Genomic DNA, 24,536 nt, shown 5'->3' on the forward strand with positions numbered 1-24,536 from the left:
TGTAACGACTGCGTTCGGGCTGCTACTCATAATGTTGAGTATACAAACAAAAACGGCATTTGCCTCCTGTGACAAATGCCGTGACCAGATTAACCAATGGTTCAGTTTTTGACTACGTTTCTGCCCCGGAATTTTCAGCGGTTAAATCGGGTAACGCCTCTGCGTCGCTTCCCGGCCGTACCGGTGAGGGATCGGCGGCAAAACCACGCAACCCGACCACATGGACGTGCTCAGTGTTATTGAACACTTTACGCACCAGTTTGTAGGTTGTGCCTTTCTCCGGACTGATATTTTCCGGCGCGGCAATCACCAGCTGCATCTCCAGTCGCTCACACAGTTCAAACAGCGTGGCGATTGAGCGGGCATCCAGACGGGCCGCCTCATCAAGGAACAGCAGGCGGCATGGTGAAATGTCTTTACCGCGCAGACGACGTGACTCCTCTTCCCAGCTCTGTACCACCATCACCAGGATAGACATACCGGTACCGATCGCTTCACCGGTTGACAGCGCACCGCTCTCTGCCCGCAGCCAGCCATCTGATCCACGGTTAACTTCTACTTCCATCTCCAGATAGTTGCGGTAGTCCAGCAGCTCTTCACCGATAGTCTGCGGCGTGCGCTGCCCCATGTCGATATGGGGGTTCAGCCGCTGATAGAGCTTCGCCAGCGCCTCTGAGAAAGTGAGGCGGTTGCTGTTAAACAGATCCTGATGCTGTTCATGCTCTTCCGACAGGGTATCCAGCAGCATTGCGTGGGTTTCACGCACGTTTACGTTAAGCCGCACGCTGCGGACCTGACCGAAGCTGACGGTCTGCAGGCCCTGGTTAAGCTGGCGGATACGGTTCTGCTCGCGCTGAATGGTTTTACGGATGATATTCGCCGCACTGCGGGAGCTGATCGCCAGCGTTTGTTCACGCGCTGTCAGCTCTTCGGTCAGTCGGTTCAGCTCGATTTCCATCTGCTCGATGGCTTCCACCGGATCGTCCGTGCGAATGATATCCTGACGGATACGTTCGCGCAGATGCTGGTAGACCGCAATGAAGAACTGAATTTTCCGTTCCGGACGCTTTGGATCTTCCGACAACCGCAGCACGTCGCGCAGATGTTCGTTGTCCGCCACCGCCAGACGCAGCGCACCCAGCGCTTTATCGGACATTGAACGCAGCTCATCGCCACTCAGGTAGGCCAGCTCGCGTCGATGCAGACGGCGCTCCACACCATTCTCTTTCACCAGACGCAGCACGGTACACCAGCCCGCTTTCGCGCTGACCACCTGTTCACGCACCTGATGATAATTTCGCTCCAGCTGGCGCAGGCGCTTCTGCAGGTTGTCCATCTCCGCTTCACAGAAGGTCAGCTGTTTTTCCAGCTGATTGCGGCGGGCGCGGTTGTGGCTCAGGGCTGTGTAAAGCTCATCGCGACGCACGCGTGCGCGGGCTTCTGCACTGCTATCGGCCTGAACGCCGATAGCCTGCATCTCCTGCTGCAACTCTTTCAGCATGTCACGTTTGGCATCCCAGGCACTCTTCAGCGAAGCGAGCACCTGGTTGTACTGTGTCAGCTGGGCCTGATGTTCACGCAGGCGATCGCGACAGCGGCTGCGTTCGCTTTCTGCCTGTTCCAGACGCTGGCGCAGCTTATCACTGAGATCGTTGTTGCCGTTGAGCATGCCCGCAGAGTCTTCATAGCTGAAGTGCGCGCGGCGCTGAACCACTTCGGTCAGAGCAAAGGCCTGCTGACGTGCGCTGCGCTGCTGCTGCTGCGCCTGCTGATAATCCGCCTGAAGCTGCTCATGCTGTTCCGGATCGCTTTGCAACACTGCAAGGATGGGTTCGAGCTTCGCCAGCTTAGCGCCATGCTGATGCAGGAAGCGCGCTGCGTCCTGTGCGGCATCGACCTGTTCACGAATCTCTTCGCAGCGATCGGCCAGGGTATCATCCAGCAGCAGATTGACGCGAGGCAGCAGGCGGTTTAACTGCGACACGCCCTCTTTCGCCAGCTCATACTGCTGACGCTGCTGCTGATTGTTGCTTTCATGCTGATTCAGCGCCCGCTCCAGCTCACCCCGGCGCGCACCCAGCTGACGGATTTGCGCTTCCGGATCGTCATCAAAAGCGACGGCCAGGTGTGAACCGATAAAGCGGCTGAAGGATTGATGCAGACGCTGGGTTTTTTGCACATCGAACGACAGCGTCGCATAGCGTTCCGCCAGTCTGTCGCGTTCGAGATGCAGCTGCTCAAGCTGATTCTCACGCGCCGCACGACCAAACAGCGGTATTTTTGGGAAGCGTGAGTAGCGCCACTGACGATCCGCGACTTTCACGACAACGGCATTCTGCAGCTCATCGACGCTGAAGACGCTGTCATCGAAGGACTGCGGATCCCCTTCGATCAGATAGAGATCTTCCGGGCACTCTTCCAGCCCGTCCAGCATCTCGCGCACCTGCGAGAGATCAGGTACCACAATCGCATGACGCGACGGACCGTAGAGCGCCGAGAAGTAAGGCGCATCATCCAGGGTCACATCATCATAAATTTCAGCGAGCAGGACGCCGCCAAAGCGTTCGGCCAGCTGGGTCAGACGCGCATCTTCCGCCCCACCAGGCTGGCTCAGTCGCTCGATCTGCTGCTCAATATCGCGTTTACTGGCGGCCACTTCGTCGCGCTCGACGGTCGTTTCGCGCTCACGCTCCAGCAGCTGCTGCATATATTCGGTGACATCCTGGCTGCTGCTGAGCGCCTGGCCAGTCTGCTCGCTGAGCTGCGTCAGGATCTCCTGGGCCGCCAGCCAGTGGGGTGCACGCGCCGTCAGACTGGTGATGCGCTCACGCAGCTGCTCCAGCTCCTGACGCATCTTCATGCGCTGCTCACCGGCGTCCGACACGCTGCTGTTAAGCTGTTCGATCTGAGCTTCCAGCTCCTGCTGCAGGCCTGCCAGCGCATCGGCTTCGTAGTGCTGCCCCTGACGCTTGCAGAATTCGGCCAGCAGGCGCTCCGCCTCATGCTGCTCACGCAGACGCTGTTCCAGCTCGTTAAGACGCAGACGCAGCGACGAGAGCTGCTCAGCGTGATGACGCTGGTTGCTGGCGTCACGCAGCAGTTCACGGCCGGTCTGCCACGCATCCTGCCGCGTCACGTTACCGGCAATGCTGGTCACCAGCGCCAGTGCCTGTTCAAACTGGCTGTGCGCCGCTTCCGCCACGCTCAGCTTCTGTTCCAGATGCAGCAGACGTTCCGTCGCCTCTTCCTCTTTCGCCTGGAAGCTCTCCTGCCATTCAGTCGCATTATCGATGTTCAGCTCGGGCAGCTGGCAGAGCGTCCGGGCGCGCTCCAGCGCCTGCAGCGCCTGCTGATACTGGATGGCGCGGGTCTGCTGCACGTCGAGCGCCTGCTGGAAATCGGCCAGCTGGCTCTTCAGCTCATCCACTTCCAGTTCGGCCGCTTCGGCACGCGCTTCGTTCTCTTCCTGAATTTCGCGCGCTTCGGCGACCACTTCGGTCTGCTCTTCCAGCCGCAGCGTCAGATCTTCGATATCCGCATCGTAGCGTTCGATCTTCTCCTGCTGACGCATCGCGGTCTGCACCAGGTTCAGGTGATCGCTGGCGGCCTGATAATCGACTTCGAGATCGTTTTCCGCACCGCTGTGTTCAGCCAGTTCGCGCGCCATTTCAACGTGACGATACTGTTCGGTCGCGAGCTGCTTACGGCTGCTGAACAGCTCGTTGCGCAGCTGCAGCGCGCTGTCGAGGTGTCCCCGGCGTTCATTGGCGTGGCGCATGTAGTCCGCAGAGACGTAGCTGGTCGCCTCGGAGATCAGGTGCTTGAAGAGATCGCGGTCAGACTGGGTCACGCGAATCGCTTCCAGCGTCATGCGGTTCTCGCGCAGCGCGGCTTCCATATCCTGAAACGCCTTCCGCACCCCGCTGTTTTCAGGCAGCAGGTAGTCACGCAGCGATCGGGTGATGGCGCTGGAGATCCCGCCATAGAGCGAGGCCTCAATCAGGCGATAGAACTTGCTGCGATCGCTGGCTGAGCGCAGACGACGCGGCACCACGCCAAGATCAAACATCATGGCGTGATAGTCGGTGACCGAGTTATAGGCGCGGAACTGCACGCCCTCCTGCGCCTCGACGCGCTCTTTGACTTCGTTCAGCGGCAGTACGCGCGCCTGACGGCTGTTCAGCACTTCCGTCAGCATGTCGGTTGGATTGGTGTCGGTTGGCAGGCCGTGAATACTGAACGGCTTAATATCGACTTTTTTATCGCGTCCCGCGACCTGCTGCAGGCGGACGCCGACCACCACGCGCTGATGACGTGAGTTCACCACATCCAGCATCGAGTAGCAGACCCCGGCGCGCAGTTTACCGTGCAGACCTTTGTCGCGGGAGCCGGAGGTGGCACCCGCTTCGGTGGTATTACGGAAGTGCAGTAGCGTTAAGTCGGGGATCAGCGCCGTGACGAAGGCCGCCATCGTGGTGGACTTACCTGCGCCGTTACCGCCTGACAGCGTGGTAACTAACTCATCAAGATCAAAGGTACGGGCAAAAAAGCCGTTCCAGTTGATCAGCGTAAGCGAACGAAATTTTCCGCGCTCAATCATGCCTGTTCTTCCTCTGCGTTCTCACTCGCGTCGCTTTCCTGCCCTTCACCTTCGTCGGTGTCGACCGGTGCTGTTGCATTTTCCAGTAGCATGGCTTCGCCATCCCGAATCAGGCGAAGCTGCGCTTCGCGGGCATCATCGCCGCCGCGTACATCGGCACCAAAACGGAACACCGATTCAGTGATACGAAATTTGCTGCTGTCGTTGCCGAAAAACCACACCATGCCCAGGCGACGCAGACGGCTCAGTGAGGCACGCACTTTCTCCTGCAGTTTGGTGCGGTCCAGATCGGAGCCGGTTGAACGCTGGTTAACCAGCTTCAGCAGACGGTTCTCGTCCGCCAGGGAGAGCAGCTCGTCATACAGCTCCTGCTGGGTAAAGATCCCTTCATTGGCCAGCCTTTCCGGGCTGAGATAGAGATAGCAGAGGATCTTGCCGACCATCATATCCAGCTCAGACAGGACAGAACGCGGGATCAGGGTGGTTGAACGCGGACGCAGATAGAAAAACCCTTCCGGCGCACGAATTAACTCCACGTGATAGCGGGTGTAAAACTCTTCGAGGAAAGACTGGTAGTCCATCAGAAAAGCGTGGTTATCCAGCTCTTCGATACCGATATGGCGTCCGGCGCGTAACTGGCTGTCCAGCGCAGGAAAAATCGGATTGGCCAGTGCCTGTGCCAGCTTAACCGGCATCACTTGTTCAATATTTGTCGATGACATGTGCCTGCACCTTGGCTCCGTAATCATTGATGGCTTGCCATTCCACAGGCAAACCGGCTAAATCAGCTTCCGCTACGCCGAGGCATACCGCCTGGTCGACCACGATGCGCGCCAGATCGAAATGACGGGCGCGGGGGTACTGAGCCAGGTAGTCGCGCATCACTGACGCGAGGTTAAGCGGTTTCTGTTGCGCTTTATAGACCTGCAGCGCCTCTTCAATCATCGCTGCCAGCTGTTCGCGAATTTCATTGATCTCTTCGTACTCCATCTCCGGCGGCAGTTCGCCCATGACTTCGTCATTCCGTAACGTCAGCGCCTCATCGCGCATGTCATACAGGCGGTCGGCGTTGGCGTAGGTCAGTGCCCAGGGGGAGTCGAAGTAGTTCTGCACTGACACCCGCAGGCGCTGCGCAAAGACGCGGTTTTTATCCATGTCGATGGCGGTACGGATAAATTTGTGGACATGGCGGTCATAGCCGATCCACAGGTCGATGGCCTGCTGGCCCCAGCTGGTAATGCGGTCGAGCTTGCTTTGCAGATCAAATACCAGCTTATCGACGAAGCCCAGATCGGGGCTGTCCAGCGTGGCATCCTGAATACGCAGCAGATTTTCCTGGAGTTTGTCCCCCGCCGCCTCCAGTGTATCCTGCAGTTCACGCAGCGTGCCGGAGGTTTCAGAGAGCAGCATTTCACAGCTGGAGATCGCCGCTCGCCAGTCTTTGTTCAGCAGTTCGGCGATGTCGTTTTTCACCGCCTGTTGCTGTTCATCCATCAGGCGCTGGGTCATATCGATGCTGTCGAAGATCTCCGCCACCGAATATTTCAGCGGCGCAAAAACGTTGCGGTGCCAGTGAAACTCATCGCCATTTTCCTGAGCAGCATCGGCAGCCCGTTTCAGTTCACTGGCGACAATCGAAAGCTGCATTGACAGGCGCAGCGTCGAAAACTCACGCTGGCGGATGTAGTAGTCAGTGATGCCGATCGCCAGCGGCGTCAGTCGATAGATGGCGTTGCCTTCGGTCAGCTCGCTGGTAAAACGATTGAGCAGGCGCTGCCGTACCATATCGTTGATGGCGTTGTTGGCACGAACCAGTACAGTTTCATGGGTTTGTTCGAAAGCTTTACTGACATGGCGAAAAGCATCAATCAGATCGCCCTCGCTCATTTCGCCATCCATTCGCTCACCGTTAAGGGTGGCGATAGCCAGCAAAAAGGCCAGACGTTCCACTGGCAGCGCAAGGGAAAAATCATTTTTGCGTGCCCAGGAGACCAGTTCAGGTACCGTCTGGGAAAATTCACTCATAATTCATCCTTCTGCCCGGGTTTACGCGCGGTTACGTGAATGTAACGCCCTAAGCTCAAAAAGGGTTCCTGACGGCAGTAACGCCGCTCCATCTCAATAATTTCATCGTCGCTTTTAGGCTCGCCCTTAGGCGGCTTCATGTAGTCGCTGAACACCCGGATACCGGCACGCTGCTCAATCACAAAGCCACAGGCTTCAAGCCAGCGGTAGACCTGTTCAGGGTCGCGCGGATAGTCAGGCGACAGCGTACGCTTTTTGCGTTTGGTCAGATTCGTGCGCAGATAGCCGAAGTTTCCCAGCGTCAGGGTACGCAGTGTCAGGCCGTGCAGATTGTAAAACATCAGCGACATGACGCCGCCCGGACGCAGCAGATCAAACAACGCCTGCAGTACCGTCTCCGGCTCAGCGACCCACTCAAGCACAGCGTGGAACAATACCAGATCCACCGGCTTATCCAAATGTTCGCCCACCTGCTGAGCGCTAATTTGTCTGAACTGCATGTTGTGGCTCACACCCTGTGCTGCCGCATTTTCTTCGGCCCGACGCAGCATCTCACCCGACAGATCGCACAGCAGAACCTGATGGCCCTGCGCAGCGAGTCCGCTGGAGATTTGCCCCACACCACCGCCTGCGTCCAGCACGGAGAGCGGGGAGGACGACAGGCTGGGTACGATCGTTTCCAGCTCATCCCAGAGAATGGCCTGGCGTATTTGCCCTTTCGTGGTGCCGTAAATATTTTGCGAAAATTTATCCGCGAGATCGTCAAAGTTACGATCCTGCATGGCGTGCGCTCCGGTATGCTGCGGTGAGACTTGTGCTATTTTGTCACAGGCACCAGAAGAATGAACCTTTCATCCCCATCTTCCCTTCCGGGTGCTCTATTTTCGGACAACAGGACGCATTTTTAATGTTATTTACCCTGAAAAAAGTCATTGGCGGGCTGCTTTTGCCCTTGCCGCTGCTGCTTTCGCTGATGGCGCTGGGCATTTTACTGCTTTGGTTTACTGAATGGCAGAAAAGCGGCAAAAGCGTGATCTCTGTCAGCTGGCTGCTTCTGCTGCTGCTGAGCCTGCAACCGCTGGCCGATCGTCTGCTGCTGCCGCTGGACAGCCGCTATCCGACCTGGAACGGCACGGAGAAAGTAGATTACATTGTGGTACTGGGCGGCGGTTATACATTTAATCCGGACTGGGCACCGAGCTCAAACCTGCTTAATAACAGCCTGCCGCGCGTGGCGGAGGGCATCCGCCAGTGGCAGCGGAATCCACAGGCCACTCTGATTTTTACCGGCGCGGCCGGAGGCTCCAACCCCAGAAGCAGCGCCTGGGTAGCCGCGCAGGTAGCGGAGAGTCTGGGCGTCACCCGTGAACATATTCAGATTCTCGATCGGCCGCGCGACACGTCGGAAGAAGCTCTGGCGGTGAAAGAGGTTGTGGGCGAACATCCCTTCCTGCTGGTCACCTCCGCAAACCATCTGCCGCGCGCCATTCGCTTTTTCCACGCGGTCGGGCTGAAACCGATCGCCGCGCCCGCGAATCAGCTGGCGATCACCTCTCCCCTAAATGGATGGGAACGGGCTATCCCCTCTTCAATCTGGCTGAGTCACAGTGAACGGGCCATCTATGAAACGCTGGGTACAGTGCTGCAGCGGCTCAGGGGCGGGAACGTCAGCTCAGCCGAGCCAGGGCAGTAGCTGCGCCCGCGCGTGATCAAAACGGGCCCGGTTGAAAAGGCCGGTCTGAACCAGCTGATCGATGCAGTCCCAGAGCTGGTAGACCCATCGCCGCCAGAGAAACCCCTCGGAAACCGGTGCCCGCTGCAGATAAGCGCGCAGCAGCTCTGTTTCTGCGGGCGAACCGTTCAGGTGAATCAGATCGTATTCACGTGGGGCCCAGAGAATCGTGCCCGGCTGCGTCATCGCAATCAGCTGATCGCTGCGGCTGTTTTTCAGCATACTCTGCAGCCGCACATTACCGTGAACCATCACACAGGGATCGTCGAAGTCGCGGAACAGATGCGCCAGCCGCGCCCGGCAGCGAAACAGCACCTGCCGATCGTCCAGCGTAAAGGCTGGCGGTCGCAGGTAGCCCAGTGTGGCCCATAACACCTCCACCCGCTGCGCGTACCAGGCGGGCCAGCGATTCTGCTGGGTGCTGTCGACCGTTCCCACCAGGCCGTGACTGTCGAGCCGGTGCCAGGCCAGCAGCCCTTCGACCACCTGTCCGCAGAACTGATTCCAGCGTCCGGCATCCCGCGCAGGGGCCTCCGCCGTCACGCCATTCAGTCGTGCCAGCAGCAACATTTCATGCGCGGGAGGGTGCTGACTCATCACCAGACCATAGACAGCAGGCACGGCGATCAGTCCGCCCTGACCCAGCAACGTCAGCTTTCTGGCTTCCATCGCTGCCCGGCCCTGATGACGAAAATATCGGGCCACCACAGGCATCGGTCGCCCTTCCCGATCGTAGAGCGCATAAAGCCGGGTCGGCGGATGTTCGCTGATGATTTCGAGGCGGCTGATGGTTTCACCCAGCGCCAGCGTGAGTTCCGATTTGAGCTGTTCCATAGGGCATCCTCCTCAGATGAAGATCACACTATCCTGAAGGAAGTCCGGGCGTTTAGCGGCGGATCAAATTTACGCTGAAGCGGGGAGACAGGCTCCCCGATTTTTTTCAGGCGAGCATCGCCTTGCGGACGCGTTGTAAATCCTCTGGCGTATCGACGCCAACGCTGGGGATCGCTTTCGCTACGGCAACGTGAATTTTCTCGCCGTACCACAGCACACGCAACTGCTCCAGCAGCTCAATCTGCTCCAGAGGACAGGGTGCCCAGGCGACGTAGCGCCGGATAAAACCAGCACGATAGGCGTAGATGCCAATGTGACGCAGCAGGGTATCGCCGATCAGGTCGCGCGAGCTGGCATAACGCTCACGATCCCAGGGTATGGTCGCCCGTGAGAAGTAAAGTGCGTAACCTTTCTCATCCATCACGACCTTTACCGCATTCGGATTAAAGGCCTCGTCGGCATCGGTGATGGGCACGGCCAGCGTCGCCATTCCGGCTAACGATCCTGCCAGATTCGTGGCCACCTGACGCACAATCTCAGCCGGGATCATGGGCTCATCGCCCTGCACGTTGACGATGATTTCATCGTCGGCAAACTGATATTTTTCGACCACTTCTGCCAGCCGCTCCGTGCCGGACTGGTGATCGACGCGCGTCATGCAGACTTCGCCGCCTGCCGCTTCCACCGCCAGCGCCACGTCAGGATGATCGGTAGCAATAATGACCCGGCTGGCACCCGATTCGCGGGCACGCTCCATCACATGCACGACCATCGGCTTACCGTGAATATCGAGCAGGGGCTTTCCGGGCAGGCGGGTTGAGGCATAACGCGCCGGGATGATGGCGGTGAAACTCATGGATGAATCTCTTCAACAGAGAGCGTGCGCGCTTCCGTTTCCAGCAGCACCGGAATACCCTCTCTGACCGGGAAAGCCAGGCCGTCAGGTTTACAGATGAGCTCCTGCTGAGCATTGTTAAAGTAGAGTTTGCCATTACAAACCGGGCAGGCCACGATTTCGAGTAAACGATGATCCATATATCCTCCGTCAGGAAGCGAATGCTTGAGGGGTCAAGCATACCATAGCGTGACGCAGGCGGGATGGGGTAAAACGTCTTCGGCGGTCAGCCGTAACATCAATCACGTCAGCGTCCAGTGCGCGGGCCATTGATCCCTGAGTGAATCGGGTGCCTGCAGGAGAGTGACGCTCTCTGCTCCCTGCCAGGCCGCAAAGCGTTCGATGGCGCGCCGGATGTCGGTGACGAAACGCGCCGTGACGCGGGTCCCCTCTTCGAGCCAGATGTTTTTAATCTCCAGCTGTCTGGCCTGCCGCAGCATGCGGGCATCGAGCCGCCCTTTTATCTCGCCGCGATGAAGGATGGGCAACACGAAATAGCCAAATTTGCGCTTTTCCGCCGGGGTGTAACATTCGATACGGTAGTCAAAGCCGAACAGTTCCAGCGCGCGTTTGCGATCCCACACCACCGGATCAAACGGCGACAGCAGCGCGCTGTGCGTGGCCTGAAGAGGTGTCTCCAGCAGCGGCAAAAGGTCACGATGCAGCCACATCGCGCCCAACGCTTCAGAATGAACGGCGATCAGATCGCCCGCCGCTTCGGCCTTCGCAACAAAGGCGTTCACGGGCGCCCGCTTCAGACGATAGTAGTCGGCCAGCCAGGCCGCGCGGAAAACGCCTAAGCTGCGGGCGCTGTTCAGCAGCATCTGGCGGGTGGCTTCCGCCTCGCTGATGCCATGCTGCGCATCCTGCCACTCTGGCATCACGCGGCTGCGCAGATCGTAAACGCGCTGGAAATTACGGCGTTCAGCGACCATCAGCTCACCGGCGCTGAACAGATTTTCCAGATGGCGTTTGTGAGGTTTCCATGCCCACCAGCCCGAGGGTGTCTTAACGGAAGGGGTAAAATCGGCGGCGCGCACCGGGCCGTTTTCCCGTATCAGTTGCAGTAATTCCACTATCTCCTGCTGATGTTCAGCGACCCACTGCGCGTTATATTTCCAGCCCAGCCGTTCCGGCGACAGCATGCGATGTCGGAGCAGCCTGTAATCAGCTCGCGGAATAAAGCAGGCTTCATGTGCCCAGTACTCAAAAATTTCGCCCTGGGCCAGCGCCTGCTCGAGCCAGATCTGAGGATAGTGACCCAGACGACTGAACAGAACCAGATAAGGACTGCGGGCCACGACGTGAATGGAGTCGATTTGCAGCAGCGACATGCGGGAGATACAGTCAAGCAGATCCTGATAAACCGCGCGTTTTGCCGGGGCTCGCAGCAGGCCCTGTGCGGCAAGATGAAGATGACGTACCTGTTGTAATGAAAGTGAATGGGGCGTGTTCATTCTCTTCCTTATCAGGTTTCACCTGATTGTGTGCCGCTTTCAGGACGGACGGCGGCAGAGTTGCTCGATATCGTCCAGCAGCGGTGTAACAGCGTGGCCGGTCAGACGGGCATCAACCGGCAGATACCACCACGCAGGCTGAGCAAAGTCGCGGCATTTCACCGCATCTTTTTCGGTCATCAGTAACTGCTGACTGGCCTGAAGCAGTCGGGTCAGCTCTTCTTTACTGTAGGCGTGATGATCGGCAAAGGCGATCTCAGCCACTGGCGTGATGCCCTGCTGTTTCAGCGTGGTGAAAAAACGGGGAGGATGGCCGATGCCGGCCATTGCCACAACCTCACCCAGCTGTTCAGGCGGGCGGGTTTCACCGGTGAGCAGGTTGGTCGCCAGGCCGGGCTGGAGCTGCATGGCGATCTCGCCAGGCTGGGCTTCGCCGCCGTTGACGATCACGGCATCGACCTGATGCAGCCGGTCAGCCCGTTCGCGCATCGGACCGGCAGGCAACCACCAGCCGTTTCCGAAGCGGCGCACGCCATCCACCACCACAATTTCCCGATCGCGCTGCAGCGCATAATGCTGCAGGCCATCGTCCGTGATGATCACATCCAGCGGGCCCTGGGCCAGTAAGGCTTCTATCGCCTGTCGCCGTTTCGGCGCAACCGCAACCGGGGCTGCGGTGCGCTTAGCAATCAGCACCGGTTCATCACCGGCCTGTTCCGTGCTGGTCTGCGCGGTAACCCGCAAAGGATAGCGTTCCGCCTTGCCGCCATAGCCTCTTGAGACGACGCCCACCCGCAAACCGCGCTGTTGCAACGCATCGACCAGCCAGATCACGACCGGCGTTTTACCATTACCGCCCGCCGTTAAATTTCCGACCACCACCACCGGTAGCGGCGCGCGCCAGCTTTTACGCCAGCCACGCCGGTAACTCAGGCGTATCAGCGCCGTGACCGCCCCATACAGCAGGCTGAAGGGCCACAGCAGCAGCCACAGTGGTGAGCGCCCGCTCCAGATGCGTTCAATCATTGGCCGAATTGCATCTTATGCAGCTGGGCATAGGCACCGCGCTCTTCCAGCAGCGCCTGATGCGTTCCGCGTTCCACAATCTGACCCTCTTCGATGACGACAATCTCATCCGCTTTTTCAATCGTAGAGAGCCGGTGCGCAATCACCAGCGAGGTCCGGTTCTTCTGCAACTCGTCCAGCGCCGACTGGATAGCGCGTTCCGACTCGGTATCCAGGGCAGAGGTCGCTTCATCGAGGATCAGGATAGGGCAATCACGCAGCAGCGCACGAGCAATCGCAATACGCTGACGCTGCCCACCGGACAACAGAACGCCATTCTCACCGATCACGGTGTCCAGGCCTTTATCCATCTTATTGATGAAGTCCATCGCATGTGCCATGGTGGCCGCCCGCTCAATCTCTTCACGACTGTATTGCTCACTGCGCGCATAAGCGATGTTATTGGCGATGGTATCGTTGAAGAGATGCACATTCTGCGACACCAGCGCGACCTGATTACGCAGCGAACGGAGAGTGTACTCACGCAGATCGTGACCATCCAGAAGGATTTCACCTTCCTGAATGTCGTAAAAACGGGTGAGCAGGCTTGCCATCGTCGATTTACCGGAACCGGAACGTCCCACCAGCGCCACCGTCTTGCCGGCTGGCAGCGACAGATTGATATGACGCAGCGCCGGGATGTCACGACCCGGGTAGGTGAAGGTCACATCCCGGAATTCGATATCCCCTTTTGCGCGGGTTATTTCGCGTGTACCGTTATCCGCTTCCTGCTCGCTGTCCAGAATAGAGAACAGGGTCTGACAGGCCGCCATGCCACGCTGGAACTGAGCATTGACGTTGGTCAGGGATTTCAGCGGTCGCATCAGCGCAATCATTGAGGAGAAGACGACGGTGATCGTACCGGCGGTCAGGGTATCCATGACGCTGGGGAAGCTGGCGGCATAGAGGACAAACGCCAGGGCCAGCGAAGCAATCAGCTGAATAACCGGATCGGAGATGGAGGAGGCCGAAACCAGCTTCATCCCCTGCTGACGCATACGGTTACTGACGCGGGAAAAACGTTCCGTCTCAATTTCCTGCCCGCCAAAGATCAGTACCTCTTTATGCCCTTTCAGCATCTGCTCGGCGCTGGTCGTGACCTGCCCCATGGTGTTCTGCATGCTTTTGCTGATTGAGCGGAAGCGTTTAGAGACGGTACGGATCGCAAAGGAGACGATGGGGGCCAGTACAATCAGGATCAACGACAGCTGCCAGCTGTAGTAGAACATCATGATAAACAGACCAATGATGGAGGCCCCTTCGCGCACCACGGTGACCAGTGCGCCGGAAGAGGAAGAGGCGACCTGCTCAGAGTCGTACGTAATGCGCGACAGCAGGGTACCGGTCGACTGCTGATCAAAAAATGACACCGGCATGCCCATCATGTGGCTGAACAGCCGACGACGGATGTTCATCACAACATTGCCAGAAACCCAGGAGATGCAGTAGCTGGAGACATAACTGGTTACGCCGCGCACCAGCATCAGGCCAATGACCACTAACGGCATCCACAGCATCACTGAACGGTCAGCTTTACCAAAGCCGTCGTCCAGCAACGGTTTCAACAGGGAGAGCATTAAGGCGTCGCCCGCAGCATTAATAATCAGGGCGACTGAGGCCACAATTAATCCCGCTTTATTAGGCGCGATCATCGGCCAGAGTCGGCGAAACGTCTGCCACGTAGAGAGATCTTTATCTTGATGCATTATTTATTCACGCTGTTGGAAATAGCCGGCCATTCTACCTGGATTCGCGTTTGACGCCAAACCACTGATGATACCAGCGGGGCATTAATTGCTCACGCAGGCCAGAAACCTGCACCCTGCCCTGTGTTATCCGCAGCGTGATTTGTCCTGACTGCCCTGTATCCAGCCAGCGAAACCCGGCTATCCGGTAGTTTTCCAGCACGCTTTTCGCCGGCATTCGCCAGGCATTGTAACGTGCCAGAGAGGCGATAGCGGTATGACCTGCCGCCCTGCGCAGCAGCAGCGAGGTTGATGAAGTCCGGCTGCCATGATGCGGTACCTGCAGGATATCGATCTTTAACGCCTGCTTCTCCAGCGCTACCAGCTGACGTTCCGCTTTCGCTTCGATATCCCCGGTCAGCATCAGCCGGACCCGACCATCATCAACGATAATGACACAGGAGTCATTGTTATCCCCCGGCACAGGCGCCGTCAGCGGCCAGACTACCCGGAAGCTGAGCTGCTGCCAGCGCCACTCTGTCCCGCGTACACAGGGCAGATGCGCCTTTACTCCCAACGCGCTTCTGACCGGCACTGCTGGCCAGCGTTGCGTGATGGCTGCCAGTCCACCGGTATGATCCAGATGCTTATGACTCAGAATGATCTGTTTTAACTGTAACTGCCTGCGCTCCAGCCATGGAATGATAATCCGGCTACCTGCATCATCGTGCTGCCAGCGTGGTCCGGTATCATACATTATCGCCTCACTACCCTGGCTGATCACCACGCTGAGACCGTGGCCGATATCCAGCATATCAATTCGCCAGCCCTGTTCTGGCGAGGGCTGGCGGTTCAGTATCATCGCCAGCGCCAGCGCACAACTGCTGAACGGCAAAGCGAAGAAGAGCTGCGTACGCCAGAGAATCAGACCGCCCCATACCATAACGGAAAACCAGGTCGTGTCATCCAGTGGCCACCATCCGGCGGGCAGCAGCGTCAGACAATACAACAGCGCGCGCAGCGAGAGATCGGCTGCCTGCCAGAAGAAGGCCGACAGCGCGGTGATCGGCAACAGCATGGCGAGCGTGACCAGCGGCATGGTCAGAAATGAGACGACCGGAATCGCGACAATATTTGCCAGCAGTGCGGTAAGGCTGATGCCGTTAAAAATCGCCACCTGTAATGGCACCATTAAAATCATCATGCCTGCCTGCAGATGCAGCAGCTGTAAGGGGATCCAGCGCCGCTGATAACGGAACGCCACCGGTAGTGGAAACCAGTGGTACCAGACCAGCAGCATGCCGACCGCCAGGAACGATAGCCAGAAGCTGTCAGAAAGCACGGTTAATGGATCCGTCACCAGCAGCAGCGCACCACAGAACGTCCAGACCTGCCAGCTGTTCAGCTGTATACCGGCAAACCGGGTGGCTGCCCACAGCGTCAGGGCCAGCAGCGAACGTGCTGCGGGAGGCTGCGCACCGGAAAGCCAGGTGTAGAGGGCCGCAAAAAGCCAGCTGACGATGAGAGGAAAAAGGTAGCTGACAGCGCGGCCAGGCAGAATAAATTGCACGCCACGCGCCATCAGCCAGCCGGTGCTGGCGGCCAGTGCGATGTGCATGCCGGATATCGCCATCAGATGTGCGGTGCCGGTGTCCCGCAGTAGCTGACGTATCCGGGGACTCATCTCATCCCTGATGCCAAACGCCAGCGCTTCGAGCGTGGCCCGGGTAGACATTGCGCGGTTTCTCTCACGCTGTTTCAGAATAAACTGCCAGCGGGCATCGCAACGCCTGTCCTCCGCACTCTGACTGAGGATATGGCCCTGTAGCGGCGTAGTATTCGCCAGGGCAAAACGCTGCGCATCGAAATCGCCCTCATTGAGACGGGCATGAACCGGACGGAGACGGAGCTGCATCGTCCAGCGCTGACCTGGGCAGTACATCTCCGGGTCAGCGTCGAACCCAATCCAGGCAAAGCGAGGCGGAAAGATCATCCTGTCCTGCCGGGTTAACAGACGAACCCGCATCTGTTTTCGCTCCCCGCGAACCTCACTGATTTGAACAGTGAAGGCTGCAGGTCGTGCGGAGAGCTGTTCAATATCCCGCACCATCAGGCGGGCATCGTTGCAGACCCACGCCAGCAGCAGCAGTGTGATAGCGACCAGACGGACGTAAGGATATTCGCTGTGCTGCAGAAGCAGGCCGGCAAGCAGCAGACATCCTGTCACTGCGCCTGAAGGCAGCTGGGGCATCAGCAGTAAAGGTAGTGTGGCAATGATTGCCAGTCGCGCCAGAACAGTCCATGTCAGCATAATCGCGTCCCGTCATTTAGTCCGGCTATTCTGAGCAAAGGGCGAAAAAGAAACAGGAGAGGATTGAACAGGTTCGGGATGCCTCGCAAAAAAAATGTGGCATTACCCCGCAGATGACAGTGTGATGGATCTCAGGCCGACGCGTGAATGGCAGGCAAAAAAAAACGACATCCGGAGATGTCGTTTATCTGGTTCGGTATCAGCTTAGCCGTAGATATTTGCGCGATCGCGCAGCTCTTTGCCTGGTTTAAAGTGGGGAACGTATTTCCCTTCCAGATCCACTTTGTCACCCGTTTTCGGGTTACGTCCAGTACGCGGAGCGCGATAGTGCAAAGAAAAGCTGCCGAATCCCCGGATTTCGATACGTTCGCCCTGTGCCAGCGTAGTGGCCATGTGCTCAAGCATCTCTTTTACTGCATCCTCAACGACTTTCGCCGGTATATGAGTATGCTGTCCCGCCAGTCTTTCAATCAGTTCTGACTTGGTCATGTAACCTCCGGTTTATCCCTGTTGGAATGAATGACAGCTTTTACCGAAACCGGGTGGTTGCCCACCCGGTGCTTCAGGTCGATTACTCGCCTTTAGCCGCTTTGAATGCTTCAGCCATGGCGCTGGAGAAATTGCCTTCTTCCTGTTTGGTGTTAACAGTATTGATGGCTTCTTTCTCGTCAGCCTGGTCTTTCGCACGGACAGACAGGCTTACGACACGGTTTTTGCGATCTACGCCGGTGAACTTAGCTTCAACGTCGTCGCCAACGTTCAGAACCAGAGTGGCATCTTCAATGCGATCCAGTGAAGCTTCAGACGCGCGCAGGTAACCCTCAACGCCGTCTGCTAATTCAACTGTAGCACCTTTAGCGTCAACTGCAGTCACTTTACCGGTGACGATGGCACCTTTCTTGTTCAGAGTGATGTAGTTGTTGAACGGATCTTCTGCCAGCTGTTTAACGCCCAGAGAGATACGCTCACGCTCTGCATCGACCTGCAGTACAACGGCAGCGATTTCGTCGCCTTTTTTGTACTCACGAACGGCTTCTTCGCCGGTCGCGTTCCAGGAGATGTCAGACAGGTGAACCAGACCGTCGATGCCGCCGTCCAGGCCGATGAAGATACCGAAGTCAGTGATTGACTTGATTTTACCTTCAACGCGATCGCCTTTGTTGTGCGTCTCAGCGAACAGCTGCCATGGGTTAGATTTGCACTGCTTCAGACCCAGGGAGATACGACGACGCTCTTCGTCGATGTCCAGAACCATAACTTCAACCACATCGCCTACGTTGACAACTTTAGACGGATGGATGTTTTTGTTGGTCCAATCCATTTCAGAAACGTGTACCAGACCTTCAACGCCTTCTTCGATTTCTACGAAGCAGCCGTAATCAGTCAGGTTGGTCACACGGCCGGTCAGGCGGGTGCCTTCCGGATAGCGTTTAGCGATAGCAACCCATGGATCTTCGCCCAGCTGCTTCAGACCCAGAGAAACACGGGTACGCTCGCGGTCGAACTTCAGCACCTTAACGGTGATTTCGTCGCCCACGTTGACGATTTCGCTAGGATGCTTAACGCGCTTCCACGCCATGTCAGTGATGTGCAGCAGGCCATCAACGCCGCCCAGATCGACGAATGCACCGTAGTCAGTGAGGTTCTTAACGATACCTTTAACTTCCATGCCTTCCTGCAGGTTTTCCAGCAGCTGATCGCGCTCTGCGCTGTTTTCGGATTCGATAACCGCACGACGTGAAACCACGACGTTGTTGCGTTTCTGATCCAGCTTGATTACTTTGAACTCAAGCTCTTTGCCTTCCAGGTGCAGCGTATCGCGCACCGGGCGCACATCTACCAGTGAACCTGGCAGGAACGCACGGATACCGTTGAGCTCAACTGTGAAGCCGCCTTTAACTTTGCCGTTGATAACACCGGTAACAGTTTCAGCGTCTTCGTAAGCTTTCTCCAGCGTGATCCATGCTTCATGGCGCTTAGCTTTCTCACGGGACAGCAGGGTTTCACCGAAGCCGTCTTCCACTGCATCCAGAGCAACATCAACTTCGTCGCCAACCTGGATTTCCAGTTCGCCGGCTGCGTTCTTGAACTGCTCTGCAGGAATTGCAGATTCAGATTTCAGACCCGCATCAACCAGAACGACATCTTTGTCGATAGAAACGACGATGCCACGAACGATAGAACCCGGGCGGGTTTCGATTGATTTTAAGGATTCTTCAAATAGTTGAGCAAAAGATTCAGTCATATTGATAATCTTCAGGATTCTTCAATTTAACGTCCATCTGACTTCATGTCGGATGGGGTTGTTTCACATGCCCTACACCGGATCCGTGGTACGGGGTGATAAATTCAGTTAAGCCGGAATGCCCAGCTTTTCGCGGGCATAATGTAGTGCTTTTTCAATGACCTGGTCGATAGACATTTCGGTAGAGTCCAGCACCAGGGCATCGTCAGCAGCAACTAAAGGCGCAATTGCGCGGTTGCGATCGCGGTCGTCGCGTTCTTTTATCTCGGCTAAAAGGCGGTCAAAGTTAACATTAAAGCCATTATCCTGCAACTGTAGCATACGGCGCTGAGCACGCTCTTCCGGACTGGCATCAAGGAAAATTTTCACCGGCGCATCCGGAAAAACGACGGTGCCCATATCACGACCGTCAGCAATCAGGCCCGGCATTTCGCGGAAACCGCGCTGGCGGCGCAACAGTGCTTCACGCACCCGCGGAAAAGCGGCTACGCGGGAAGCAGTATTACTTACCTCCTGCGTGCGGATTTCACCGGTAACATCTTCACCTTCAAGAATGACCTGCATTTCACCGTTTTGTGATAAGAAACGCACATCAAGATGCGCTGCAATCGGCACCAGTGCTTCTTCAGACTCAATATCTACCTGATGATGCAGTGCAGCTAACGCCAGCACGCGGTAAATCGCACCGGAGTCCAGCAGATGCCACTGCAGCGATTCCGCCATGGCTTTGCACAGGGTTCCTTTTCCCGCTCCACTAGGCCCATCAATAGTTATGACCGGGGCAGTTACTGTCATTATTCCCTCCTGTTGCTGCGTGCCTTATGACCATCTGGTCACCAATAATGCATAGCATTATACGCTGCATAGCACGGCTTGGTTACCCTTTCGCACTGACAGGGTTCGAAATCTTAGTTAAATCAGAGGATCTTTGCGTCATTGCAGCCAGATTAAACCGGGGATATCCGGTGCGAAATCGCACCGGAGAGGAGGGATCAGGCAGGCTGGCTGATTTTGGCCAGTTGAACAAAATAGTCCGGGAACGTTTTTGCGGTACAACCCGGATCCAGAATAGTCACCGGCGTATCAGAGAGTGCAACCAGAGAAAAACACATTGCCATACGGTGATCGTTATAGGTGCCGATATCAGCATGGATCAGCGTAGCGGGCGGCGTGATACGAATGTAGTCATGTCCCTCTTCAACCTCTGCGCCGACTTTGCGCAGCTCAGTGGCCATGGCGCTCAGGCGGTCGGTCTCTTTTACCCGCCAGTTATAAATGTTACGGAGCTGGGTCGTCCCCTCGGCAAACAGAGCCGTGGTGGCAATAGTCATGGCGGCATCCGGAATATGGTTCATGTCCATATCGATCGCCTGCAGCTTTCCTGCTGTGCAGGCAATGTAATCATCGCCCCACTCGACGGTTGCGCCCATCTTTTCCAGCACGTCTGCGAACCGGATATCGCCCTGCACACTCTGGCGACCAATCCCGGTGACCCTAACCGTGCCGCCTTTGATAGCGGCAGCCGCCAGAAAATAGGAGGCGGAAGAGGCATCGCCTTCAACCAGATAGTCACCCGGCGACTGATACTGCTGCTGTCCCTTAATCAGGAAGCGCTGGTAGTTCTGATTTTCCACAGCGACGCCGAAGCACTGCATCAGGTTCAGGGTGATGTCGATGTAAGGTTTGGAAACCAGATCGCCTTTAATCGTGATGCAGGTATCCTGCTGCGCCAGCGGTGCAGTCATCAGCAGTGCGGTCAGGAACTGGCTGGAAACACTGCCGTCCACGCTAACGTCACCGCCGGTGAAACCACCCCGTAAACGCAGCGGCGGATAGTTTTCGTTTTCCAGGTACTCAATAGTCGCGCCGCCCTGACGCAGTGCATCAACCAGATGTCCGATAGGACGCTCTTTCATGCGCGGTTCGCCTGTCAGCTCCAGATCGTGCTCGCCCAGGCAGAGCGCCGCAGCCAGCGGACGCATCGCGGTGCCGGCATTGCCAAGGAACAGTGACAGCGGCTGCGCAGCATGCAACGGCCCGGCGTTACCGGTGACTTCACACACCGTGCGATCGCTGGAAAGCGTATAGCTCACGCCCAGCGCGGTCAGCGCATTCAGCATGTGCCTGACATCATCGCTGTCGAGTAAGTTGGTGAGACGCGTGGTGCCTTTAGCCAGCGCAGCCAGCAGCAAAGCACGATTGGAAACGCTCTTTGAGCCTGGCAGATTTACGGTGCCATTGACGCGGGCAATGGGCTGGAGAGTCAGGGAGTCCTGCATGTGAAACGAAATCCTCAAAAAATACAGAGACCTCGCTATATAACGAGGTCTGGCATCAGCATAATTGCTGAGAGCTTAATAATCAGCCGTGACGGCGTTCAAAATCGACCATGAAATCAGTCAGTGCTTTTACGCCTTCAAGCGGCATCGCATTATAAATAGAAGCACGCATTCCGCCTACAACACGGTGCCCTTTCAGTGCATGCAGACCCGCCTTGAACGACTCTTCCAGGAAGCGCGCATCCAGGGAAGCATCAGCCAGCTGGAAAGGAATATTCATGCGGGAACGGTTCTCTGTTGCCACATCATTGCGATAGAAGCCACTGTGGTCGATGACGCCGTACAGCAGGTCAGATTTTGCCTGGTTGATGCGATCAATTTCGGCCACACCCCCCTTCTCTTTCAGCCATTTAAACACCAGCCCGGAGAGATACCATGCAAAGGTTGGCGGGGTGTTAAACATCGAGTCGTTATCGGCCAGCACTTTGTAATCAAGAATGGAAGGCACAGAGGCATGCGCCTGACCTAACAGGTCTTCACGCACGATCACCAGTGTTAATCCGGCTGGCCCCACGTTTTTCTGCGCACCTGCATAGATGACGCCATAGCGGCTGACGTCGACAGGGCGTGACAGAATGGTCGAGGAGAAGTCAGCGACAACCGTTTTGCTGCCAAAATCGGGCTGCTCATCAATAGCGATGCCATCAATGGTTTCGTTCGGGCAGAAATGCAGGTAAGCGGAGTCTTCACTGATTGCCCACTCGCGCATTGGCAGAATGGCACGTTTGCCATCGCGGGTAGTTTTGACATCCAGCGTGCGTGGAGAGCAATATTTTTCCGCTTCTTTAATTGCACTATGGGCCCAGTAACCGCCATCAACGTAGTCGGCGCTGGTCGCACTTCCCAGCAGGTTACCCGGCACAGCGGCAAACTGCGCACGCGCGCCGCCATGACAGAATAAAACTTTGTAATTGGACGGTATTTTTAGCAGATCACGGAAGTCCTGCTCGGCTTCTTCAGCCACCTGGATAAACTCTTTGCTGCGGTGACTGATCTCCATTACAGAGGTACCCAGACCGCGCCAGTTCGTCAGTTCCTGTTCTGCACGACGAAGGACTTCAACCGGGAGCATCGCCGGGCCAGAGCTAAAATTATAAACTTGCGTCATTTCCCCTCACCACTGTCATATCGAACGGTTATGAATAATCATCCGGTTTTATCACTGCAATCTGATAGCTGCAATCATAAATCAGGGCGCGGTCACATTTTCTGAATCCGGCCAGCCGGAGGTTATGTTACCAATGCAAATCGGCACGGAATTTTGTGAGGTTTCATCCGGTCTCACCCATCTGCATCTGGCTGGCGTACCGGTCTGATGAAAACTACGCCGGTAAAATTATCTGCCCTGATAGCGGTCGGTCAGCAAAGTCCGTATCATGGCGCGCTTTACGCACCCTATGACAACTGAGAGAGCGCCACAATGACGCAAACATTTATCCCGGGCAAAGATGCCGCACTGGAAGACTCCATTGCGCGTTTCCAGAACAAGCTGCAGGATCTTGGCTTTAATATTGAAGAAGCTTCCTGGCTTAATCCTGTTCCCCATGTCTGGTCAGTGCATATCCGCGACCGCGATTGCCCGCTCTGTTTTACCAACGGTAAAGGGGCCAGCAAAAAAGCAGCGCTGGCGTCTGCGCTGGGCGAATACTTTGAGCGTCTCTCAACTAACTACTTTTTTGCTGACTTCTGGCTGGGCAAAGAGATCGCCAGCGGCGATTTCGTGCACTATCCCAATGAAAAATGGTTTGCAGTCCCTGACGATGAGTCACTGCCTGAAGGGATTCTGGACCCGCGCCTGCGTGCGTTTTACGATCCTGACCAGGCGCTGACGGCGTCCGGCCTGATCGACCTGCAGTCCGGTCATACCGAGCGCGGGATCTGCGCCCTGCCCTTTACCCGTCAGTCTGACCAGCAGACGGTTTACATTCCGATGAACATTATCGGCAATCTCTACGTTTCAAACGGCATGTCGGCAGGCAACACGGCGAATGAAGCGCGCGTTCAGGGCCTGTCTGAAGTGTTCGAGCGTTATATTAAAAATCGCATTATTGCTGAAGCCATCAGCCTGCCTGCGATTCCTGATACCGTCATGCAACGCTATCCTGATGTGACAGAAGCGATTGCACGTCTGGAAGCAGAAGGCTTCCCGATTTTTGCCTATGACGCCTCACTTGGCGGTAAATACCCGGTTATCTGCGTGGTGCTGTTCAATCCTGCCAATGGCACCTGCTTTGCCTCCTTTGGTGCGCACCCGGACTTCGGTGTGGCACTGGAGCGTACCGTGACGGAACTGCTGCAGGGCCGCAGCCTCAAAGATCTGGATGTCTTTACGCCACCGACCTTTGACGACGAGGAAGTCGCTGAACATGCCAATCTCGAAACGCATTTCATCGATTCAAGCGGTCTGATCTCCTGGGATCTGTTTAAAGAGACGGCTGATTATGACTTTGTTGACTGGTCATTTGCGGGCAGCACCGAACAGGAATTTGCCACACTGATGGCGATCTTTGCCGCCGAAGATCAGGACGTCTACATTGCCGACTACGAGCATCTGGGCGTATACGCCTGCCGCATTATCGTACCGGGCATGTCCGACATCTATCCGGCGGAAGATCTCGTCCTGGCGAACAACAGCATGGGCGCAGGCATCCGTGAAACCCTGCTCTCCCTGCCTGACAGCAACTGGAATCCGGAAGAGTATCTGGACCTGATCGGCCAGCTCGACGATGAAGGCTTTGATGACTTCACACGTGTTCGTGAGCTGCTGGGTCTGGCCACCGGAAAAGACAATGGCTGGTATACGCTGCGCGTGGGCGAGTTAAAAGCCATGCTGGCACTGGCGGGCGGCGATCTGGATCAGGCACTGATCTGGACTGAATGGACAATGGAGTTCAACAGCTCAATCTTTACGCCAGAGCGGGCAAACTACTATCGTTGCCTGCAGACACTGTTGTTACTGGCAATGGAAGATGAGCGCGATCCGGTGCAGTATCATCATGCTTTCCTGCGAATGTATGGCGAGAGTGCGATGGAGGCGGCTTCAGCCGCTATCAGTGGTGAGAGTCCATTCTATGGCCTCCAGCCCGTAGATGAAACGCTGCAGGCATTCCCGGCGCATCAGTCCCTGCTTGCTGCCTACGAAAAACTGCAAGCGGCTAAGCGTCAGTTCTGGAAAAACGTGTAACATCCGACGGGATAATTTCACACCATCCGTACTTTGTGGCACTGGATTTTTCTGGTGCCATCATTCCCGCCCCATGTTCAGATAAAATATTCGCTGCATTAAAATCCTTTTCTATTACATTGCATCCTTTGATTTAACATTCTATCGGTTTACTCCCGATGCCC

18 protein-coding genes are annotated in these 24,536 nt (G+C 56.6%); 2 read left to right on the forward strand and 16 right to left on the reverse strand.

Going from position 1 to position 24,536, the window contains the following annotated elements:
• Window positions 1-112 precede the first annotated feature (112 nt).
• The 4 genes from mukB to cmoM are packed head-to-tail and all read right to left on the reverse strand — an operon-like array spanning window position 113 to window position 7,407.
• The gene (gene mukB, locus RT657_RS03345; protein WP_313652484.1) at window positions 113-4,600 is read right to left on the reverse strand and encodes a chromosome partition protein MukB; all 4,488 of its coding nucleotides are present in this window, start codon (window positions 4,598-4,600) and stop codon (window positions 113-115) included.
• Window positions 4,597-5,322, reverse strand: coding sequence for a chromosome partition protein MukE (gene mukE / locus RT657_RS03350; protein WP_313652485.1), 726 nt, complete (start codon window positions 5,320-5,322; stop codon window positions 4,597-4,599). The genes mukB and mukE overlap by 4 nt, the downstream gene beginning before the upstream one ends.
• Window positions 5,303-6,625, reverse strand: coding sequence for a chromosome partition protein MukF (gene mukF, locus RT657_RS03355; protein ID WP_313652486.1), 1,323 nt, complete (start codon window positions 6,623-6,625; stop codon window positions 5,303-5,305). The genes mukE and mukF overlap by 20 nt, the downstream gene beginning before the upstream one ends.
• Complete coding sequence (cmoM, locus tag RT657_RS03360) at window positions 6,622-7,407, reverse strand: tRNA uridine 5-oxyacetic acid(34) methyltransferase CmoM (protein WP_313652487.1); 786 nt, start codon at window positions 7,405-7,407, stop codon at window positions 6,622-6,624. The genes mukF and cmoM overlap by 4 nt, the downstream gene beginning before the upstream one ends.
• A 125-nt stretch (window positions 7,408-7,532) precedes the next feature.
• On the opposite strand from cmoM, the gene elyC reads away from it, so the two are divergent.
• Window positions 7,533-8,318: an envelope biogenesis factor ElyC gene (elyC, locus tag RT657_RS03365; protein ID WP_313652488.1), complete on the forward strand. Its 786-nt coding sequence runs from the start codon at window positions 7,533-7,535 to the stop codon at window positions 8,316-8,318.
• Here the strand turns inward: elyC and RT657_RS03370 are convergent.
• From RT657_RS03370 to serC, 12 genes are all read right to left on the reverse strand, one after another.
• Window positions 8,298-9,191 carry a hypothetical protein gene (locus tag RT657_RS03370; protein WP_313652490.1) on the reverse strand — a complete coding sequence of 298 codons (894 nt, stop codon included), beginning with the start codon at window positions 9,189-9,191 and terminating at the stop codon, window positions 8,298-8,300. The two genes, elyC and RT657_RS03370, sit on opposite strands and share 21 nt — an antisense overlap.
• A gap of 106 nt (window positions 9,192-9,297) precedes the next feature.
• A complete protein-coding gene (gene kdsB / locus RT657_RS03375; protein WP_313652491.1) occupies window positions 9,298-10,047 on the reverse strand; it encodes a 3-deoxy-manno-octulosonate cytidylyltransferase in 750 nt (249 codons plus the stop codon).
• A complete protein-coding gene (locus RT657_RS03380; RefSeq protein ID WP_009091101.1) occupies window positions 10,044-10,226 on the reverse strand; it encodes a Trm112 family protein in 183 nt (60 codons plus the stop codon). Before RT657_RS03380 ends, kdsB begins: the two co-directional genes overlap by 4 nt.
• Before the next feature lie 102 nt (window positions 10,227-10,328).
• Window positions 10,329-11,543: a winged helix-turn-helix domain-containing protein gene (locus tag RT657_RS03385; RefSeq protein WP_313652493.1), complete on the reverse strand. Its 1,215-nt coding sequence runs from the start codon at window positions 11,541-11,543 to the stop codon at window positions 10,329-10,331.
• 39 nt (window positions 11,544-11,582) lie between these two features.
• The gene (gene lpxK / locus RT657_RS03390; protein ID WP_313652494.1) at window positions 11,583-12,569 is read right to left on the reverse strand and encodes a tetraacyldisaccharide 4'-kinase; all 987 of its coding nucleotides are present in this window, start codon (window positions 12,567-12,569) and stop codon (window positions 11,583-11,585) included.
• Window positions 12,566-14,314, reverse strand: a complete 1,749-nt coding sequence (gene msbA / locus RT657_RS03395; protein ID WP_313652495.1) for a lipid A ABC transporter ATP-binding protein/permease MsbA — start codon at window positions 14,312-14,314, stop codon at window positions 12,566-12,568. Before msbA ends, lpxK begins: the two co-directional genes overlap by 4 nt.
• Window positions 14,315-14,348: 34 nt before the next feature.
• Window positions 14,349-16,604 carry a DNA internalization-related competence protein ComEC/Rec2 gene (locus RT657_RS03400; protein ID WP_313652496.1) on the reverse strand — a complete coding sequence of 752 codons (2,256 nt, stop codon included), beginning with the start codon at window positions 16,602-16,604 and terminating at the stop codon, window positions 14,349-14,351.
• 204 nt (window positions 16,605-16,808) lie between these two features.
• Window positions 16,809-17,093, reverse strand: coding sequence for an integration host factor subunit beta (gene ihfB, locus RT657_RS03405; protein ID WP_003849360.1), 285 nt, complete (start codon window positions 17,091-17,093; stop codon window positions 16,809-16,811).
• Window positions 17,094-17,175: 82 nt separating this feature from the next.
• Window positions 17,176-18,849: a 30S ribosomal protein S1 gene (gene rpsA / locus RT657_RS03410; RefSeq protein WP_313652498.1), complete on the reverse strand. Its 1,674-nt coding sequence runs from the start codon at window positions 18,847-18,849 to the stop codon at window positions 17,176-17,178.
• Window positions 18,850-18,957: 108 nt separating this feature from the next.
• Window positions 18,958-19,644: a (d)CMP kinase gene (cmk, locus tag RT657_RS03415; protein WP_313652499.1), complete on the reverse strand. Its 687-nt coding sequence runs from the start codon at window positions 19,642-19,644 to the stop codon at window positions 18,958-18,960.
• A gap of 197 nt (window positions 19,645-19,841) precedes the next feature.
• Complete coding sequence (gene aroA, locus RT657_RS03420; RefSeq protein WP_313652500.1) at window positions 19,842-21,128, reverse strand: 3-phosphoshikimate 1-carboxyvinyltransferase; 1,287 nt, start codon at window positions 21,126-21,128, stop codon at window positions 19,842-19,844.
• An 82-nt stretch (window positions 21,129-21,210) separates the two neighbouring features.
• Window positions 21,211-22,296: a 3-phosphoserine/phosphohydroxythreonine transaminase gene (serC, locus tag RT657_RS03425; protein WP_313652501.1), complete on the reverse strand. Its 1,086-nt coding sequence runs from the start codon at window positions 22,294-22,296 to the stop codon at window positions 21,211-21,213.
• Window positions 22,297-22,608: 312 nt separating this feature from the next.
• Here serC and ycaO point away from each other — a divergent pair, with 312 nt between their 5' ends.
• Complete coding sequence (gene ycaO / locus RT657_RS03430; protein WP_313652502.1) at window positions 22,609-24,372, forward strand: 30S ribosomal protein S12 methylthiotransferase accessory factor YcaO; 1,764 nt, start codon at window positions 22,609-22,611, stop codon at window positions 24,370-24,372.
• Window positions 24,373-24,536 lie beyond the last annotated feature (164 nt).

This window comes from Pantoea sp. (assembly GCF_032114055.1).
Lineage (GTDB): Bacteria > Pseudomonadota > Gammaproteobacteria > Enterobacterales > Enterobacteriaceae > Pantoea.